Below are 17992 nucleotides of genomic sequence, written 5' to 3' on the forward strand. Positions count from 1 at the left end.
ATTTACCTTTCAAAAAGTGATTTAATTAATGTAGGAAAAGAAGTTTGAGGGTATCCTTTTGCTTTATTTTGTTTACTAATTTCATAGATAGACCACCAATGTGCAAATAGGTCTTTATAAGCATTAAAAAGTGAATTGTTGGGATCATAAATATGGGCTGGTTCTGAATTCACTCCATTCAATTCCATCACTTTAAATTCACCTCTTTTTAGTGCTTCTTCATTTTCAGCTTTCACATCATATCGGCCAAAGTAAAACTCATCTACCTGAGAAGATATCGTATCAAAAATAGTAATATCCAACTCATCTTTGAGGTAATTTGCGTCATTAAAAATTGCCCCTCTACAATGGTTTCCCATTTTTGACAACATGAATTCTTTTCCTTTTGGAAGTACAAGATTTAAATCTTTTCGATATTTTTCCTTTAAAAAATCAATATAAAGTATAGCTCTATTATGGTTTTCAAAAAGGTTTAGTAAAGTACTTTTACCATCGCCAATGACATATAATTCGCCCTTATAAACAACAGAGGTAATCTTACCACTACTCTCCGATGGATATTTGATATACATGATACCAAATTCATGTTTAGCAGAAATGAATTCTTGTAAAATTATACCTTCAGGATTTGAGGCAAGATAATTTTCTACCTCTTTATCATTTTTCAATTTTTCTACACCGCTTCCTCTTTCTCCTTCATCAGGTTTAAGAATAATTGGATAAGATAAATTCAAATGATTCATCACACTTTTCACCTCTATCAGTGAGGGTGATTTTTCAAAAAAATGAGATTGCGGTAAATATTTTTGAGGCAGCTGTTTTAATGCATCATATTTTGAATAATTAAAGAAGCCACCATATTTCATACCCGGGTTAGCTAAAGTCATAAAGCTCATTGACTTTGACTTAGCTGATAAAATAAAATAGTAGAAGTATACTGGAATATAAAAAATATAGAAGGGCCAAAACTCCCATTTTAATATTCTATGTTTAAAATCAGGTTTTAAATTCATGATTTTATTAATGTAAAAGGCAATGTTAACTTATCTTTTTCCTGTATAAGTCTGTCGTGATAGAACATATTTACTGACATAATATCTACTTTTAATTGAGTAGTACTGACTGTACAGTATTGTGGTCTTTCCATAGATAATCCAAGATGGTCTGGTATATCTAAACTCTCATGAATTGATAATATCTCATTTTCATTTCTTTCTTCTTCCTTTAACCATTTCATAAAATGGTCAGTTCTGTTTCTCTTTTGTTCAGTAGAATATAAAGTAGAAGAAGACCAAATATGTGGTTGAGAACCATCTAATTTCGAGATATGCTTTTCTTGTCCATCCCATACAAATTGTAATAATTCTGTTGAGGATTTAATTTCAACAACAACCAACGTGAACGGTTCTATATTTTCAAAATTATACGCTTCAATATAACTTATTGCATCAGGTGCTGTTAGTGCATCAATGACAACCTTTCCTCTACTATGTCTATAAGGAGGTGTAGGAATATGTCCTTCAAAACCTCCATTTAAAAGGCAAATTACTCTTCCTTCTTCGGAAGCTCCCAACCAAGTCCCTAATGCTTGTCCATCAATAGGAGCTAAAAACTTCACTTCTTTCCCTTTATGAATTGTTGGTGCAAAAGCTGAAGATCTACTTTTTCTTTCATCTCTATTAGAGGTAAAGATGTAAGATGTAGGTGAAGTAGGTACAAATGTAAGTGTACACATAATCTTTTATTATCTCTGAGACTGTTGTTCTTCTTTATAAGCTGATGTAGACTTTGCTACTCCAACTTTATCACCACATTGAATATTGGGAAAATAATGCTTTAACCCAATTTTTATGATCGCTAAGTGATGAACTGCATGTTCATTGCAATGATGGATTTCTCTAGCTAATGTACTAGGGGTCAACCATTCTCTCACTTCATTTTCTTGATAATCTTTTACCAATAACTCTAATTCTTCTAGAGCATTTGTAAGTGAGTTCAACCAATTTACAATTTCATCTAATTTAAGTGATGCTTCCCAAATATCTCGCTCAATCGCAATATTTCTTTTCCTATCTTCATAACAAACAGAAGATTTTAACGAAAAACTATGTAACAAACATTGGTAAAACTCAATGATATGCCTTGTATGTTGCCCAATAGATGATTGTGAAAATAAATCTAATGGTGCAATGTATTGTTCTTCTGATAATTGGGTCAATAAACTACGGAGTTGTTCAGATAGCTCAACTGCAGATTTTATTACAGTATTATTCATGTATTTAATATAAAGAGCAAAAAAATTAGCTGTCTTATCCAAAATTAATAAAACAGCTTAAAATTATAAATAATAGTAGAATTATTCTATTCAAAATCGAAGTATGCTGATTTTTTTAAGTTAATATCCTTATCATACTCTTGATTTAGCACTAATAAGGAGGTTAATAATGTTACTAAAGTCATTCCAAAAAGTTGTAAACCATCAGAATGACCACCTTCAACAGGCAAATCAACACCAATTATAATAAATACACATAGGGAACCACCCATTATTATTGATGAAATCTGAGCACCTTCTTTTGAAAGAGGAGGGTATACCAATAAAAATGCAGCAATAAACTCTATGACAGCTATTAATAAACGGAAGTCATCGCCTAGACCAATTGTTTTAAACACATAAACTGATTCAGGGTCATCTCCAAATTTATATAATAAAGATTGTAGTAATATAACAGCAGGGACAATTCTCAATGCCCAATACGACAATACTTTATGGATTTTAAAATCTTTTTGCATTGTGTTGGAAATAAAATTAGGTAATAAAAGAGTAAAACTTTTGAGTGGTTAAATTAGTATTGGCAATTTAGAATATAAGTCGTAATTTTTGAGAAGAAAATTACACATGAAAATACACTTGCAAGAAATAATGAAAAATATCACTTTTTTAATTTTACCTATCTTATTCTCAACATTTTTTTATAGCTGTGACTCTTCAACTAACGATCACAATAAAACGACAAAAAAAGCTAAAACTGAGACTTTAAATACTCAAAATTCCAAGAAAAATATCATTTTCTTTGGTAATAGCCTTACTGCTGGATTAGGTTTAGAAAAAGAAGATGCATATCCTTCAGTTATTCAAAAAGCATATGACAGCCTTAATATTCAATATAATTGTATTAATGCAGGATTAAGTGGAGAAACTACAGCAGGTGGAAATGATCGAGTTGATTGGATTTTGAGTCAGAATAAACCTGATATTTTTGTTCTAGCTTTAGGAGGAAATGATGCATTAAGAGGAATCTCAACCGAAAATACATCTGCTAATTTGAAAAGTATAATAGATAAAGTAAGAAAAGTAAATCCTAATTGTAAAATTCTACTTACTGGTATTGTTCCTCCTCCAAATATGGGACAAACTTATTTTGATGAGTTTAAAACGATTTTCCCTACAGTTTCTAAAGAAAAGAATACATATTTATTAGATTTCTTACTTGAAAATGTGGCAGGAGAGCCAACCTTAAATCAAGAAGATGGTATTCATCCCAATGTTGATGGGGCAAAAATCGTTGCTGAAAATGTAATGAATGCACTCAAGCCAATTCTTTAATCCTCTTCTTTTTTCTTTTTGAAAATAGGACGAACAGGTTTCTTTACTTCTCCTTCTGTTGTATCTGAAGTTTTTCGCTTGATAACTGGGCGGACTACTTTTTTAGGTACTTCTGTAGCACTTTCTTGTGTAGTCTTTTTGCCAATTACTGGACGTGAAGGTTTCTTTACTTCTCCTTCTGTTGTATCTGAAGTTTTTCTTTTGATAACTGGACGGACTGCTTTTTTAGGTGCTTCTATAGCACTTTCTTGTGTAGACTTTTTGCCAATTACTGGACGTGCAGGTTTCTTTACTTCTCCTTCTGGTGTATCTAAGGCTTTTCGCTTGATAACTGGACGGACTACTTTTTTAGGTACTTCTGTAGTACTTTCTTGTGTAATCTTTTTGCCAATTACTGGACGTGCAGGTCTCTTTACTTCTCCTTCTGGTGTATCTGAAACTGTTCGCTTGATAACTGGACGGACTGCTTTTTTAGGTACTTCTGCAGCACTTTCTTGTGTAGACTTTTTGCCAATTACTGGACGTGCAGGTCTCTTTACTTCTCCTTCTGGTGTATCTGAAACTGTTCGCTTGATAACTGGTCGCACTACTTTTTTTGTCGAAGTATCTTGTGAATCAGTAGAAGACTTTTTCTTTATCATTGGGCGAGAAGGTTTCTTTACCTCTGCTGTAGAATTTACATCTTCGCCTTTATCAACTGTCTTTGGTTTTACTTTGGGTCTAAATTTAGGTCTTGTCTTTGTTTCTTCAGCACTGTCTTTAGGTGAATTTATTGCTTTCGGTTTCACTGTTTTTTTAACAACAGCTGTTTTCGCTTTTGGCTTAGGTACTTCCACTTTTACCGCTTCTGCTAACCAATATCTTCTTCTAATTTGATTAATTAAAAAAAGTTTTTGTTGAGTGAAACTTTTAGGATGCACACTCATAAATAAAGTTTCCCATTCAGCATATCTTTCAGGTTCTGAAACTTTAAATGCATTGGCATCAATTCGTTTTTTTGTTAGATATATTTCAAACTCACTCATTATGATAATTCTTTTTTTAACCTTGTAGGCATATCGATTAAAAGATATAGGTTAATTTCCTACCCATTCTTTATTTAATCTCTGAAGTTGACGTCTATAAACACTAAATATTCTTGATTTCGAAACCATACCAACGTATTTTTTATCTTGATCAATTACTGGTAAGTTCCATGCATCTTCTGTTTCAAACTTTTGCATTACACTCTGCATTCTTTCTCCATAATAAACAATACTTGGAGGTTGCATCATTACATTAGCAATTTTCACAGATTCTTGTTGGTTTTGATCAAACATAATTTCTCTTACTTGATCCAAAGTGATAATACCTTTTAGAACTCCTTCACTATCAACTACAGGAAATACACTTCGTTGTGAGATACTGATTGCTTTTACAAGATCACTCAACATCCCTCGAACAGGAACAGTTACAAAATTTGTTTCAATTAATTTATTAATATTTAATCGATCAAGAACTTGCATGTCTCTATCTCCTTTCAGATAATCACCTCTTGCTTTTAATGTACTTACATGCGGTGCGTCAGGATTTACAACACTAACAGTAGTATATGCAATAGCAGAAACTAACATTAATGGAACAAATAGAGTATATCCACCGGTAATTTCAGCGATTAAGAAAATAGCTGTCAAAGGAGCGTAAACCACACCACATAACACACCACTCATTCCTACCAAAATAAAGTGAGACTCATGAAGATCTGCTACGCCAAGAAGATTGACAAAACGAGCAAAAGCAAAACCAGTTAAACCTCCGATAACTAGGGCAGGACCAAAAGTACCACCACTACCACCTGAAGAAAGCGTTAATGAAGCTGCAATTACTTTTGCAAAGAGAATCATAATAATATACGCGAGGAACAACCAAGCTTTTGTATTGGGAATTATGGATTCAAATAATTCTGCTCGCTGTAATAAATGATGTTCTTGACCATTCAGCAATGCTTTTATTGATTCATAACCTTCACCATAAATAGGAGGGAATATAAAAATCGTTATCGAAAGTAAAATACCACCTAGTAAAGCTCTTCTATATCTATTTGGAAACTTTTCTTCCATTAGATGTTCCATTTGATGTAATGTCTGATTAAAATAAATCGACATAAATCCTGCTAAAACACCTAGAATAATAAAGAAAGGAATATTCTGTGCTTGAAATTCATCCGTAATTTTGAAAGAGAAAAGTACTTCTTCTCCAACAATTAATGAAGAAACAATAGCTGCACTTACAGATGAAATTAATAAAGGAACAAAGTTGGCAACCGAAACACCTGTTAGAATTACTTCAATACTAAAGATTAGACCTGTTATTGGTGCATTAAAGATTGCTGAGATTACACCTGCTGTACCACAGCCAATCATTAACGTTTTTGTCTTATAATCTAATAAAAAGGATTGGCCGATATTTGAACCAATTGCACCACCTGTAAGAACAATTGGAGACTCTAGACCAACAGAACCACCAAAACCAACTGTAAACATTGATGTCACAAATCTTGAATAGATCTTACTTTTACCAATATTACTATTGTTTTTAAAAATATCGTGAAGAATATCAGTAATTGCGTGACCAACACTACTTTCTTTATATAATGTCTTGGCAATTAATGTAGTTATGATTAAACCAATAATTGGGAATAATAATAACCCCCAATTGTCTCCAAAATTATAATGTGTTAGTTTTTCATGAATATGGTGAACTGACAATTTTAATAAAACAGCAGCTAAACCAGAAGCAATACCGACCATACTACTCACAATAAGAATAAAATTCCTATCTGAGAGATGGACCCTTCTTAAATTTAATAATTTTTCAACTAACTTCTGTTTTGCCATTTATCTATTAAAGTAATCAGATTATAATATTCGATTCAGCTGATTGATCACGCACAACTTTCAAAAAGTAAACTTACAAAAATACTAGACAAAAAAAGTCACCTTCCTCAAGAAAAGAAAGGTGACTTCTTAAAATTTTTTCTTTAATACTAATTCAGTAATAAGCTACTTACATCAGAAGTAGGCACAGTTTCTACAACTGGGAAATCATTTTGTTGGATCTGAGGGATTTTAGCACCATACTTAGCGTTGATTGCTTGGATTGTATAGTTACCAATTACCGCATATCCTCTTTGTGTTAAGTGAGCACCGTCTAAAGAGAATAAGTTACCACTTAAGTAAGCTGTAGTGTAAGTTACTCCGTCAATTGTAATACCTTCAGTTGCTGCAGCACTCATGATTGATTTAGTATCTACATATGCTAAACCTCTTGCAGTCGCTTGTTCGCTTAAGAATACATTATACTCTTCGATTGTTGATTTAACTAAATCTACATCTGCTTTCAATAAAGCTTCACCATTTGCTACAACTGGTAATACTTCAGATAAATCAGCTGGAGGTGCAATCTGTCCTGCTAATAATAATTGAAGTTGTGTCAACTTCGGTAATGCATTTAGTGTTAACAATGAACCTTCTTCAGGTTGTAAAATACCTGTTGCTGAAGAAGCATCCATTACTGGTAACATATTCACACCACCAACAAATACTGGATATTGTTTTGCTGCTTTCAATGCTTCAATTGTAGCAGCAGTATTTACAGGAATCGCTGCTGCAATAATTCCATCAACTTCTTCTTGAGTACCAGTCATTGCAGCCCATGATGTATTGACACCCAACGCAACTAAACCTGTAACTGCTTCTTGACCAGTTTCAGATAATAAATAGGCATTCGCTGTACCATCTGCTTGTTCAGGTGTCATTCCTCCACCAATAGCTTCTTGGTAAACTTGTAAATAAACAATTTTAGTTGCAATATCAGTTGATGTTGGTTCAGTATTACCTTCTCCGGCTAAAACTGAAATCGCATATGCTGTAAAGTTAGCCCCACCTAATAAAGGATTTGGTGTTATTAATTGTTGAACAGTTCCACTTTCAGCTTGTAATGCAGCAGTAACTTGAGCCTCAATTTGTGGATCAATTAAACTAGCCATTAATAGATTAACTGAAGCTGCAGTTGCATCATCAACTTCCAAGAATGCTGGGACTGTATTGAATAATGCTGCTTCAGTAATATCAGGCACATTTAAGATAACACCTTTAGCTCCATTAGCCATCATTGCATCTAATACTGCATTGATAGACTGCTTAAATAAATTTACAGGAGTGATTGCTGTAGCTTGCATCATATCGTTTGACCCTTTAGATCCACCGGCTGTAGCATATCCTAAGACATCATTTGCACCTAACCACATAGAGAAGAAAGAAGCATTCATTGCTACTGCATCTCCTAGAACTGATGCTCCTGCATTTGATTGGAAATAACCAAAATAAGGATTAACAGAACCATACCCTTGAACTGCCATATCAACTGCTCTAATACCTGGTACGGCCATGTTGTGGAAACCACCATGTTCACCATAAATATTTTGTGTTGGTGCAACTGGAACTGTACAATCAAAACAAGGTCCTTGGTTTGTTAAGATTAAAGGTGCTCCAAAATAAGGAGAATCATAATCTACACGTGGTTGATTAAAATCCTGTGCACCTAAACCAGCTTCTTGTAAGCTGTTAGCGATTAACTGAGGATATGAGTTGTTTTGAGCTGCAGCAACCCAAGCACCATCTGTATAACCTGAAGTCAATGAATTACCTAAAGCTACATATGTTGTGTAGTCAATCGGTTCTCCAACAGAAGATCCACCCGATGGTGTAAAATCATCTACTTCTGTTGTACAAGCAGAAAGAAATGCAATAGCTCCTGCTGCTAGTAATGATTTATATTTATTAAAAGTCATGTTATTCTAAAATTGATAGGATTGGTTGAATTAGAAATTGTAATTTAATGAGATCGTAGGTATATAAGCTGAAGCTTTGTAAACACCATTTAATCCACCTGTAGATACACCTTCTGGAATTACATTTTCTCTTTGTTCTTTACTTACATACAAGAAAGCTGCATCAACACCAAAATGATCTCCAATTCTGTAAGATGCTCCAATAGTTAATCCTAAAGAGTTCGCATCTGGTGATTCAGGTGTCAAATAACCATCCTGTAGAGGAGTTGTATCATAGTACGCACCTGCTCTTACAGTTAATGCATCTGTTGTTTTATATTCTACACCAAAATTGATAATGTATGAATCTTGCCATTCTCTTGCGTAACGAATATTGTTTGAAGAATGAGTATCAAAATCTACTTTTAGAGAATCGTATGCACTCCAACCTACGTAGTTAAAGTCCAATGCTAGAGCTAATTTGTCTGTTACATTGTATCCAACACCGATAGCAATCGTTTGTGGTAGAGGTAAAGTTGCATCGAATTTATCTTTATTAATACCTGCTTGCATTCCAATCTGACCTGCGATGTAAGCATTTGGTACATCAAAAGTAGCATCTCCACCTTCAACAGACATATCTACACCTGAACGGTAATTTGCACCAATTGAAAATTTCTCAGTTACTTGAGCAAATACACCAACATTAAAACCGTACTCAATAGTACTTCCTTCAATTTTAGATGTAACATCACCTCCTGGTACTGCATTAGCTTTTTGGAAAGCTACGCTTCCACTTACAATATCTAGTCCAGCACCAATTGATATCTTATCTCCAATTCTATAAGATACAGTTGGTTGGAAGTAGATAGATTGTAATGAAATTTCTTGTAATGAGTATCTACCTGTCCAGTCTTCACTGTAAGATACTGTAGAACCAAATGGTGTAAATACACCTAAACCAAAAGCCCAAGGTGAATCAGCTGATGGTCTAAAAACACCATATGCATGAAATGGTGTACCCATTGGTGATTCTGATTGATACTTTTGAGTACCTTCAACACCTCTGTATGAAATGTTTGAGAATACAGGACTGAATCCAACTTGAATTTGACTACTTTCTAAAAAAGAAAGAGCACCTGGGTTAAAAAATAAACTTGATGCGTCTGGTCCGTAACCAACGCCGACATTACCACGTCCTGTTTGTTTTGTTCCTTGAAGCAGTACTTGGAAGCCATTAGCAAATGTAGCTTGTGCAAGACAAACTGCCGCTAAAGATAACAGTAGATTTCTAAGTTTCATTAAATAAAATAGATTATGATGTAGTTGTTGTTTTCGAGATTAAGTTTAGACTTAGCTCTTAATTTCAGATGAATAAAATGTTATGTTTGCATAACAAATTGTTCTCAACAATAATAGGTTTACTCTTCGCAAAGTGCAAATATTCCGCAAAAAATCCCACGTACTTTTCACACTTATACTGAGTATACTACGTAAAATTATATTTTTTATTAAAAAAATTCAACAAAACTGATAGTTGTTTTTTAATATTAATTAAAATAAACAACCTAAATAACACTCAACACTCATTAAAATTGAATAAATATACACTCATTATTATGTAATCGTTAGTATATGTCACGTTAAAAATAATGTATTTAGTCAAAATTGTATTTTAGTAATACTATTTAAATGAATAAACATTCATTTATATTTAACGATTACAGATATACATTACCTTTAATAGAATCGTAATAATCAGTAAAAGCTTTGTAGAATAGTTTTCCTTGGTATTGATACCCGTATTTATTGAGATGCACTCTATCTTTAGCAGTCATTGATAAGCTACTCCATTTTTCTATAGATCCTAAACCTCCCATTACCTGATAAAAGTCCCAGACCACTAAATCTTCCTCTTTTGCTAATGCATAAATTACTTCAGATGCTCTAACGTTATCTTTATTTAGATATTTAGACTTTCTAAAATTATCGCCAGGAGTAGTTAAAATAATAGGTAATGAAGGGTTTGATGCTCTGATTCTAGAAATTAATTTTTTATAGTTTTCCTTGAATTTCTTTTTATCCAATGAATGGAAGGCATCGTTTGTTCCTAATGATATTATTAATAAATCTGGGTTAAGAGTATTGAATTCATATTCTAGGTCTTTGCATTTCAAATAGGTTTTGACAGTCGCACCATTTACTCCAGATGAACTGTACACCATTTCATTTGCTCTTGTATTTGAAACTCTAATACCTCTAATTAGAAAATTATTTTGGCTAGATTCTTCTTTTTTGAAAGCCAACTGAAATTTTGAAACTGCAGTATCAAAAATAAATATCTTTCTACCATTTTCCTTTTTCACTTCTAAAAGGTTGGTGTGCTCAAATGGGATTACTTGTGGATCAAATTGAGTCTTATCTTCAGTTGGGTAATAAATTTCTATTCTATTCCCTTTAAAATTTCTCAGAGAATCTACACTTATATCTACTGTCAGCGAAGCAAATTTTTCTTTTGTTCTAGCAGTAATTCCTGCTAATCCATATTCACTTTTATGATAACTAATAGATGCTCTTTTACCCTGCCAATTACCTACTTTAGAAATGGAAAAATTATATGGATTATTCGTTTTAGCTGCTTTATAAGGAAAAAAGAAGCCTCTACTTTCCATTGGAAATCGATCATCATCATAAAAGCTTTCTCGCACCCAACCAGAAAATAAATCAGCTTGAATATGAGAATCACCAATGTGAAGTATTTCAACTTTACCTTCTCCTTTTTCTTCTAACCTCTTTAGTTTTTTTATAAATGAATTAAAAAGAATGGAGTCATTATAAACATGAAGCTTATTCGCATCCATTCTAATAAAGTCATATACGACAAAAGGTTTCTTATTCGAAGATTTTGATGCTGGAATAGAAAATACACAAAGTAATATTATGGTCAAAAGTAATTTAATACTAATGATCAAATTCTGATTTTTCGATAGATTATTACTTTGTTGCTGCATTAGAAGATATTCTATTTTTGTAGCGTTGGTATTCTCTTACTAGTTCATTATGAAGCATGTCTCCAATGTAATTTGCACCTTTTCTTGTAAAATGTGTATAATCTTTTCCTGCCCAAGCTGGCTTTTTATCTGCCCATTTGACAATTGAGTTTTTACCACCCATTGCTAAATATAAATCCCAATAAGCTACTCCTACTTGTTTTGCTGCTCGCCTTTCAGCTGCTCTAATAGCATCTATATTTGGATACGATTCTATTTTCGAACCATCCTTTCTTGCCATATCGGAAACACCAATGATTAGAATATCTAAATCAGGAGCTACTTCTTTGAAGTATTTCAATTGTTTCAGTAATAGACGTTCGTAAAATTTATAGTTTGTAGCTTCTTGAGGAACCACATTAACACCAAACTGCAAGATTAATAAATCTGTATTTGTTGTGGCTAATAATTCTGAAAATTGTGTCTTGTCTATTTTTGTAAAATCAGTTCCTGAAGATCCTCTCATTGGTATATTATCAACTGCTATGCCTGTATTACAGTCAAAACTTACTCCATATACCTCTGGAGATACATCAGATGTAAAGGATACTTCTAATTGTCCTAATGCTCCAGAAATAGGTAGCTTCACTTTTTTACTTTCCGATGATGCTTTAACTGTGATTGGATTACCTGTTGCTGCATTCATGATATAATCAATTTGTACATCTGCAACAGTATTTCTCAAGTAAACATTAAAATACTCAAACTGTTTATGAGACTTTTTTGAATAAGGGGCTGGCTCAAAGCTAATACTTCCTTTTTCACCTTCATAAGTGAAATATTTACCAAAAAAGCCATAATCATTATGTTTACCTCTATATTTTTTTGGACCAAAACATAAAAATTGTTCCCAATTATCTGAATACATTTGAGACAATGTAGTTCTTCTATTTTTTTGTTCCATTATTGGCACTAATCCTACTCCGCAACCACCGAATTGTTCTTGGAGATTTCTTCTCAATTGCTCGGTCATACGGTCACCTTCCAATTGGGAATCACCATAATGAAGAATTCTAACTAATTCTCCTTTTTCGGAAATAGATGACAATCCCTCAAAAAAATGATCCAAACAATAAGGGTTACTATCAGGATATTCTATAGCTACAGCGCCTTTAGGTGTTTTTACTGTTAAAGGTTTTTCCTCTACAGGTGTCCAAGACGACTCTTCTGAAATACTTTCTAAATCTACTGTAAGAGAATCTTCTTCCTCATATTCTTCAACATCAACAATTAACTCTTCTTTTTCATCTTCAAGCATACTTTCAGGCAAAACATCTTCTGAAGTTGGGATTCTAATAGTTGTTCCGAAAAGGTTTATTTCTTCAGGAGACATCATTAGCACCAAGCCGAGCATTAAGCCGATATAAACTAGAATCTGTAATATTTTTAATGGAGTTATCTTCATTCTTCTTTTTGTAGGTTAGACTTGTAGGGAGAAATAATTAGTGCTTCACTTCTTGTAATATTAAAGCTACATTAAAATAAAAAAAATACTACTCAAATTTAGAAAAAATATATTTGAACGAACTATCAATTTCTTTCTTATATATCAACAATACTTGTAGTTTTGCAAAAAAAAGAATCCATTATGGCTGAAGAATTAATTTTACCAGAAAATGGTAACAAAATAGATATATATGAGAGCATTTTGCCTCAAATCAAAGGTTTAACTTCCATTGAATCTGATTTAATTGCTAACCTAAGTAATACATGTGCTGTATTAAAAGAAGCTTTTGATCATTTATGGATAGGTTTTTACCTCATTAAGGAAGATGAACTAGTGTTGGGTCCATTTCAAGGCCCGATAGCTTGTACACGTATCAAAAAAGGTAAGGGTGTTTGTGGTACAACTTGGTCAGAAGCAAAAACACTTGTAGTAGAAGATGTTGAGCAATTTCCAGGACACATCGCTTGTAGTTCTGCTTCAAAATCAGAAATCGTTATCCCTGTAATTGTCAATAATGAAGTGGTAGCGGTATTAGATATTGACAGTGATCAACTCAATATGTTTAATGAAGTAGATCAAAAATATCTTGAGGACTTATGCCAGTATTTAAGTTCTAAATGGAATTAATTTCCAAAAAAATAAGGACACCTTTCTTTAAAGATGTCCTTATTTTTTTATTTATCTGCTAAGATAATTTGGTCTACAGCTTCTAAAAGATTTTTAGCATAATGTGTCGCTACTGAACCTTCTACCATAGGATTATCTACTTGAATTCTATACTTGATTCCTACTTTCTCAGCGGGAATTAGATCTCTTTCCTTATCGCCAATCATCCATGTATTTTCCATGTCTGCATTGTACTTATAGATTGCTCTTTCAAACATCAATGTACCTGGCTTACGGCTAAGTGAGTTAGACCATTTTTCATGTAAAGGTGCATAAAACATATCATCAATCGCATTATTACATGCTTTTTGTAATGCATCATGACAGATATATACATCTTCTTTCTTATAAATGCCTTTAACGATTCCTGACTGATTTGTCAGAATCACTAAGGTAAATCCAGCATCTTTCAACTTTTGTAACGCTTCAGGAACTCCTGGAAGAACTTCAAACTTTTCTAAAGTATAAGCATAGTCTACGTAGTCCTTATTTAATACTCCGTCTCTATCTAGAAAAACGCACTTATTTTTATTCATCTTTAATGATTATTGAAATGAAATAATTCGCACAAATTTAATAGTTATCTTCATTAAACCTTCATCTATTCGGATTTATAAAGCCTTCCTTTCCAAGATATCTTCGGATTATTCAACCCATAAATTAATAATGATGCATAAAAAATAAGATACATGAAATCGAAAAGCAGTGTCACTTTCCAGCTGATTCTAACTTTTAAACGGATTTGGATAAAAATCAAATACAATAATTTCAGGCTATATAAAACAGGAATACTACTTAAAAACACTCCTTCTTTCATCCCTATCAAAAACAGTAATGGATAAATAAGAACATTAAGGTAATTGAGTATTTTTAATGCAAATGGAATTTTCTTTGCTCCTTGCATCCATCGCCACCTTTGATGTAACCAACCATTTATTGATTCTACTGATCCTGTTATGGCTAATACATTCTCTGAAAATAATTGAGAAAATGTTCCTTTGTTCTGAATAATTAATTTAAAAACGGTAAAATCTTCAGCAACAGAGAAAGGCACATTTTTAAAACCTCCAACCTGTTGTAGTGCCTTACTTTTTATCCCCATATTATTTCCCATGGCTGTAACTGGGATTTTAAAAAAGGATAAAATGTTCAACAGACTTAATGCATACATCCAATCTAATCTTTGAAAATCATCCCAAAGACTACCATTTTTTACAATTGTCGTCCCTGTAACAATATCTTTTTTCAATAATTCATCCAACATAGATTGTAACCATTCGGAAGAGTAAACCACATCAGCGTCTGCAAATAATAAATAGTCTGCATTAGTATGATTCGTCAACTGATCTAATACATTCACTTTTCCTTTTAATGACGTATTTTGATCAATAAAAATTAGTTTAATGTTTTGGTATCTATCTTCGAATTCGTGAGCAATTTGTGCTGTATTATCCTCAGAATCATCATCTCCAATTAAAATATTAAAATATACATTGTTATTAACATTTTGTTGAAGAAGACTTTCCAAACAAGATGCTAATGTAACTTCCTCATTTCGAGCAGCTACGAGTATACTTACATTTAATTGTTGATTCATTCCTTAATAAACGTGTTAAAATATGCCTTTACCTTAAAACCTCTGTTTTGTTGGTTAATACAAAGTTGGTAAATTAGTGCAAAATTAATGAGATACCATATCCCCTTCAAAAGAAGGCATTTTTTCTTAATTTTTATGTGTATAATTTAATGTCAGCACTACTGACTTGATTCATAAAATTACTTATCTATGTCCACTGTAATTAATACAATTCCTTATAAAACTCTATTAGACTTCAGTAAAAACGTTTTTCTAGCAATGGGATGCCCTGAAAAAGATGCAGAACTTGCTTCAAATGTTTTATTATCTGCAGATTTGAGAGGAGTGGATTCACATGGAGTTGCTCGATTGATTGGATATGTAAGACTTTGGGAAGCGGGTAGAATAAATCCAACTCCTGAAGTAAAAATTATACACGAAACTCCAAGTACAGCAACTGTCGATGGTGATGCAGGTTTAGGTTTAGTGGTCGCTCCACAGGCTATGCAAATCGCAATTGACAAAGCTGAACAAGTTGGTACAGGTTGGGTTTCTGTCAAAAATAGCAATCATTATGGCATTGCTGGTTATCATGCAATGATGGCTTTGGCACATGATATGATCGGACTTTCAATGACTAATGCTAGTCCGCTTGTGGCACCTACCTTTTCCAAAGAAAGATTATTAGGAACAAACCCTATTGCCATGGCTATTCCTGCTGGAGAGGAACCTGCTTTCGTTGCAGATTTCGCTACTACAACAGCAGCAAATGGTAAATTGGAAATTCTTCAACGTAAGGAAGAAGATGCTCCAGTTGGTTGGGTTCAAGACAAAGAAGGTATTTCTTCAACAAATGCTGCTGCATTAAAAAGCGGTGGTGCATTATTACCATTAGGTAGTGATAGAGTAAGAAGTAGCCACAAAGGATACTGTTTGGGTAGTATGGTTGATATTCTATCTTCTGTATTATCAGGTGCAGGATATGGCCCTTGGGCTCCTCCATTTGTTAGTTTCTTACCTTTACCTGAAGATCCTGTTGGAGAAGGTTTAGGACATTTCTTTGGAGCAATGCGTGTCGATGGCTTTAGACCTAAAGAAGAGTTTAAATCTCATATGGATAATTGGATCAGACGTTTTAGATCTGCTGAAACTGTAGAAGGTCAAGAACGTGTGTTGATTCCTGGTGATCCTGAAAGAGAAATGGAAAAAGTTAGAATTACTGAGGGAATCCCCGTTTTATCGCCAGTAATTAAAGACTTAGAGGAAGTTGGTAGTAAGTTTAGTCTAACACTTTAGACTAATCTTATTTTACTGTTAAACCTACATCAACTACTCCTTACTAAAGTAACTTAGCAATCGACTTAGCTTAATTGACATCTATACAATAGACCTGTTACCTTTTTATCATTTTTCAACTAACAAACCAATTAAAAGATGCTTTATAAAGTGAAGCTAAAAAATGCAGACGAGCATGTATTATTGTCTGATAGTTCCTATGAATTTATCGAACAAAATGAATACTATCGTCAACTTAACTTACTTGAAAACCTAAGGTTACATGCTAGTGGCTATGTTTTTTTTCAAAAAAACTTCCCAAAACCACAGGGAGGTTATAAAAACGTCACCATCTATCTACACAAACTAATCGCAGAAAAGTTTGTACCTAAAGAGGAGGCTAACAAACGCCTTTTTGTTAGAATTAAAAATGGTAATCCATTGGATTGTAGAGAAAAAAATCTTGAATGGGTTACTATGGCTGAGTTGAGAAGAAATCAAAAACATCACAATAACAGAACAGGTTATAGAGGTGTAGTAAAAGTGAGCAAAAAGACATATAGAGCTGTTCTATATTCTAAAGGTGAACGATATGATTTAGGTATTTATCCGAGTGCCGAAGAAGCTGCTGAAGCTTACAACAAAAAATCAAAAGAGCTTTTTGGTTCTACTAAAAGTATAAACAAGGTGGATGATTAAATCATGATATCCTACAACATCAAATAATTTTTATTATATTAGAGAATAAGCTACTTCATTTTTAGTGTATTTTTAAGTGCTTACTCTTTTTTAATTTTTGACAGAACTACTTTTTTGATTTTAAATCTTATCAAAGCAATGAAGTAACTTTTTTAATCAGTTAACATTAAAGTTTTAGCTTTTAACTCTTGATATATGACATTATAGAAATTTTGAAACAATGTTTATTTACTTTTTTACTAAAAATATAAATAAGTATTAAAAATAAGATCAACTTTATAGTGAATAAACAATCATTCATATTTATATTTACATAAGAAACTCAATTTCAGTTCAGAAACTACCTCTTAAAGTAAGATAAATAGATACGAATGTTATGGCAGAACAAGGAAAAAAAACAACAGCAAGAAGAACTACTAGACGTAAAACAGCTAGTAAAACTCCTTCCAAACGTACTTCTCCTAAAAAAGAAGATAACGTTTTAAAAGCTATTACAGAGGAAACTGCTCAAAAAGTTGAGCAAGTAACCGTAAAAGGTGAAAAAAAAGAAGCATCAGAAAATGTTTCTTTTAACATAGAAGACTTATCTGTAAAAACATTTCTTGATTCTACTGCCAAACAATCTTATGAACTTGTAAAAGATGCATCTTCTTTTTCAAAAGATTCAGCAAAATCAATAAATACTAAAGCTGAAGGCCTTTTGGCACAAACTGAAGATGCTTCAGGAAGAATGATAACTGAAATGAAAGATTTATCAAACGCTACCATTGAGGGAGTGTAAACTGAACGCTGTCTCGTTTTTAATTCAGAGTTTAATTTCTTTCTCAGTTCATAATTAAGTTTCTTTTTTCAAGAAGAACAA

17 protein-coding genes are annotated in these 17992 nt (G+C 32.8%); 5 read left to right on the forward strand and 12 right to left on the reverse strand.

Translation table 11 applies throughout. The features are described from left to right. Positions 1 to 2: 2 nt before the first annotated feature. The 4 genes from ACXAHM_RS22295 to ACXAHM_RS22310 all read right to left on the reverse strand — a co-directional run bounded on the left by ACXAHM_RS22295 (position 3) and on the right by ACXAHM_RS22310 (position 2793). Entirely contained in the window at positions 3 to 1013 is a 1011-nt protein-coding gene (locus tag ACXAHM_RS22295) for a hypothetical protein (RefSeq protein ID WP_474965145.1), read from the reverse strand. Continuing rightward, complete coding sequence (locus ACXAHM_RS22300; RefSeq protein ID WP_474965147.1) at positions 1010 to 1735, reverse strand: NRDE family protein; 726 nt, start codon at positions 1733 to 1735, stop codon at positions 1010 to 1012. The genes ACXAHM_RS22295 and ACXAHM_RS22300 overlap by 4 nt, the downstream gene beginning before the upstream one ends. A 9-nt stretch (positions 1736 to 1744) precedes the next feature. Beyond that, complete coding sequence (locus ACXAHM_RS22305; protein ID WP_474965149.1) at positions 1745 to 2275, reverse strand: DinB family protein; 531 nt, start codon at positions 2273 to 2275, stop codon at positions 1745 to 1747. 86 nt (positions 2276 to 2361) lie between these two features. Then, positions 2362 to 2793: a hypothetical protein gene (locus tag ACXAHM_RS22310; RefSeq protein ID WP_474965151.1), complete on the reverse strand. Its 432-nt coding sequence runs from the start codon at positions 2791 to 2793 to the stop codon at positions 2362 to 2364. 130 nt (positions 2794 to 2923) lie between these two features. Here ACXAHM_RS22310 and ACXAHM_RS22315 point away from each other — a divergent pair, with 130 nt between their 5' ends. Then, on the forward strand, positions 2924 to 3607 hold the full coding sequence (locus ACXAHM_RS22315) for an arylesterase (RefSeq protein ID WP_474965156.1): 684 nt from the start codon (positions 2924 to 2926) through the stop codon (positions 3605 to 3607). On the opposite strand, the gene ACXAHM_RS22320 is transcribed toward ACXAHM_RS22315, so the two are convergent. The 6 genes from ACXAHM_RS22320 to ACXAHM_RS22345 form a co-directional block, all read right to left on the reverse strand. Further along, the gene (locus ACXAHM_RS22320; RefSeq protein ID WP_474965159.1) at positions 3604 to 4632 is read right to left on the reverse strand and encodes a hypothetical protein; all 1029 of its coding nucleotides are present in this window, start codon (positions 4630 to 4632) and stop codon (positions 3604 to 3606) included. The two genes, ACXAHM_RS22315 and ACXAHM_RS22320, sit on opposite strands and share 4 nt — an antisense overlap. 51 nt (positions 4633 to 4683) lie before the next feature. Continuing rightward, entirely contained in the window at positions 4684 to 6483 is a 1800-nt protein-coding gene (locus ACXAHM_RS22325; RefSeq protein ID WP_474965161.1) for a chloride channel protein, read from the reverse strand. A gap of 149 nt (positions 6484 to 6632) precedes the next feature. Beyond that, positions 6633 to 8438, reverse strand: a complete 1806-nt coding sequence (locus tag ACXAHM_RS22330; RefSeq protein WP_474965163.1) for a hypothetical protein — start codon at positions 8436 to 8438, stop codon at positions 6633 to 6635. Between the two features lie 30 nt (positions 8439 to 8468). Further along, complete coding sequence (locus ACXAHM_RS22335) at positions 8469 to 9719, reverse strand: OmpP1/FadL family transporter (RefSeq protein WP_474965165.1); 1251 nt, start codon at positions 9717 to 9719, stop codon at positions 8469 to 8471. Between the two features lie 419 nt (positions 9720 to 10138). Further along, on the reverse strand, positions 10139 to 11428 hold the full coding sequence (locus tag ACXAHM_RS22340; RefSeq protein WP_474965167.1) for a GDSL-type esterase/lipase family protein: 1290 nt from the start codon (positions 11426 to 11428) through the stop codon (positions 10139 to 10141). Further along, positions 11412 to 12872 (reverse strand): SGNH/GDSL hydrolase family protein, encoded by a 1461-nt coding sequence (locus ACXAHM_RS22345; RefSeq protein WP_474965169.1) that lies wholly within the window; start codon positions 12870 to 12872, stop codon positions 11412 to 11414. The genes ACXAHM_RS22340 and ACXAHM_RS22345 overlap by 17 nt, the downstream gene beginning before the upstream one ends. A 183-nt stretch (positions 12873 to 13055) precedes the next feature. On the opposite strand from ACXAHM_RS22345, the gene ACXAHM_RS22350 reads away from it, so the two are divergent. Beyond that, complete coding sequence (locus ACXAHM_RS22350) at positions 13056 to 13541, forward strand: GAF domain-containing protein (RefSeq protein WP_474965171.1); 486 nt, start codon at positions 13056 to 13058, stop codon at positions 13539 to 13541. A gap of 47 nt (positions 13542 to 13588) precedes the next feature. On the opposite strand, the gene ACXAHM_RS22355 is transcribed toward ACXAHM_RS22350, so the two are convergent. After that, complete coding sequence (locus ACXAHM_RS22355) at positions 13589 to 14116, reverse strand: D-glycero-alpha-D-manno-heptose-1,7-bisphosphate 7-phosphatase (RefSeq protein ID WP_474965174.1); 528 nt, start codon at positions 14114 to 14116, stop codon at positions 13589 to 13591. Between the two features lie 65 nt (positions 14117 to 14181). After that, positions 14182 to 15177, reverse strand: a complete 996-nt coding sequence (locus ACXAHM_RS22360; RefSeq protein ID WP_474965178.1) for a glycosyltransferase — start codon at positions 15175 to 15177, stop codon at positions 14182 to 14184. A 189-nt stretch (positions 15178 to 15366) separates the two neighbouring features. Here ACXAHM_RS22360 and ACXAHM_RS22365 point away from each other — a divergent pair, with 189 nt between their 5' ends. The 3 genes from ACXAHM_RS22365 to ACXAHM_RS22375 all read left to right on the forward strand — a co-directional run bounded on the left by ACXAHM_RS22365 (position 15367) and on the right by ACXAHM_RS22375 (position 17911). Next, positions 15367 to 16452, forward strand: a complete 1086-nt coding sequence (locus tag ACXAHM_RS22365; protein ID WP_474965182.1) for an Ldh family oxidoreductase — start codon at positions 15367 to 15369, stop codon at positions 16450 to 16452. A gap of 138 nt (positions 16453 to 16590) precedes the next feature. After that, positions 16591 to 17130, forward strand: coding sequence for an HNH endonuclease (locus ACXAHM_RS22370; protein ID WP_474965186.1), 540 nt, complete (start codon positions 16591 to 16593; stop codon positions 17128 to 17130). 376 nt (positions 17131 to 17506) lie between these two features. Then, on the forward strand, positions 17507 to 17911 hold the full coding sequence (locus ACXAHM_RS22375) for a hypothetical protein (RefSeq protein WP_474965190.1): 405 nt from the start codon (positions 17507 to 17509) through the stop codon (positions 17909 to 17911). Positions 17912 to 17992 lie beyond the last annotated feature (81 nt).

The sequence above is a fragment of the Flammeovirga sp. AWQ4_249 genome (assembly GCF_056161045.1).

Coding starts and splice junctions, on each gene's coding strand:
- ACXAHM_RS22295 (WP_474965145.1), bottom strand. CDS start 1,013: ATGAATTTAAAACCTGATTTTAAACATAGAATATTAAAATGGGAGTTT.
- ACXAHM_RS22300 (WP_474965147.1), bottom strand. CDS start 1,735: ATGTGTACACTTACATTTGTACCTACTTCACCTACATCTTACATCTTT.
- ACXAHM_RS22305 (WP_474965149.1), bottom strand. CDS start 2,275: ATGAATAATACTGTAATAAAATCTGCAGTTGAGCTATCTGAACAACTC.
- ACXAHM_RS22310 (WP_474965151.1), bottom strand. CDS start 2,793: ATGCAAAAAGATTTTAAAATCCATAAAGTATTGTCGTATTGGGCATTG.
- ACXAHM_RS22315 (WP_474965156.1), top strand. CDS start 2,924: ATGAAAAATATCACTTTTTTAATTTTACCTATCTTATTCTCAACATTT.
- ACXAHM_RS22320 (WP_474965159.1), bottom strand. CDS start 4,632: ATGAGTGAGTTTGAAATATATCTAACAAAAAAACGAATTGATGCCAAT.
- ACXAHM_RS22325 (WP_474965161.1), bottom strand. CDS start 6,483: ATGGCAAAACAGAAGTTAGTTGAAAAATTATTAAATTTAAGAAGGGTC.
- ACXAHM_RS22330 (WP_474965163.1), bottom strand. CDS start 8,438: ATGACTTTTAATAAATATAAATCATTACTAGCAGCAGGAGCTATTGCA.
- ACXAHM_RS22335 (WP_474965165.1), bottom strand. CDS start 9,719: ATGAAACTTAGAAATCTACTGTTATCTTTAGCGGCAGTTTGTCTTGCA.
- ACXAHM_RS22340 (WP_474965167.1), bottom strand. CDS start 11,428: ATGCAGCAACAAAGTAATAATCTATCGAAAAATCAGAATTTGATCATT.
- ACXAHM_RS22345 (WP_474965169.1), bottom strand. CDS start 12,872: ATGAAGATAACTCCATTAAAAATATTACAGATTCTAGTTTATATCGGC.
- ACXAHM_RS22350 (WP_474965171.1), top strand. CDS start 13,056: ATGGCTGAAGAATTAATTTTACCAGAAAATGGTAACAAAATAGATATA.
- ACXAHM_RS22355 (WP_474965174.1), bottom strand. CDS start 14,116: ATGAATAAAAATAAGTGCGTTTTTCTAGATAGAGACGGAGTATTAAAT.
- ACXAHM_RS22360 (WP_474965178.1), bottom strand. CDS start 15,177: ATGAATCAACAATTAAATGTAAGTATACTCGTAGCTGCTCGAAATGAG.
- ACXAHM_RS22365 (WP_474965182.1), top strand. CDS start 15,367: ATGTCCACTGTAATTAATACAATTCCTTATAAAACTCTATTAGACTTC.
- ACXAHM_RS22370 (WP_474965186.1), top strand. CDS start 16,591: ATGCTTTATAAAGTGAAGCTAAAAAATGCAGACGAGCATGTATTATTG.
- ACXAHM_RS22375 (WP_474965190.1), top strand. CDS start 17,507: ATGGCAGAACAAGGAAAAAAAACAACAGCAAGAAGAACTACTAGACGT.